We start from the raw sequence: 492 nt of genomic DNA, 5'->3' as shown, positions 1-492 counted from the left end.
GTCGAGATGTCGACGACGCCATCGGCGGCCACGTCGGCGCGAAGCGCCGTCAGGCTCGCAAGCGCGCTGCTGATCTGGGTCTGTACAATTCCCGCAGCCGTCACGGCCTGCCCGTAAGCTAACGCCGTTGCCGCGGCGAAGGGAGCGGCCGCGGCCGCCGCATCACGCGCGGCCAGGATCAGATCGGCAGCGGCTGCCGCCACGGAAGACCCCGGCGTCAGCGAAATACCCCCGGCCGCCGCGCTCCTTTCGAGGGCCGCGATCAGGGCAGATCTGTTGGTCAGCGTCTGATCGACGATCAGGTTCGAGATGATGCGAGGATCGGCATCCGCGACGCTGTGGACGTTCACACCCGGCTGGTTGCTCGAGGTGGTGATGGTGGGGTCGTAATTGGTATTGGTGACGACCGGTGCTCCGGGGGGGCCGAGCGGCATCATGTCGCCATCGGCATCATTGATGTAGGTCGGGGTCAGCAGCCGCGGGAAGATGATT

Annotated in this window: 1 protein-coding gene; it reads right to left on the bottom strand. The window is 66.5% G+C overall.

Going from position 1 to position 492, the window contains the following annotated elements; all coding sequences use genetic code 11:
- Positions 1–492: hypothetical protein (locus AC1DIO_RS35465; RefSeq protein WP_476854966.1), on the bottom strand; the 492-nt coding region annotated here is incomplete at both ends.

Source organism: Allobosea sp. 05T439 (assembly GCF_056396005.1).
Note: the sequence above shows the minus strand (reverse complement) of the source record. Positions and strands in the feature narration are given on the sequence as shown.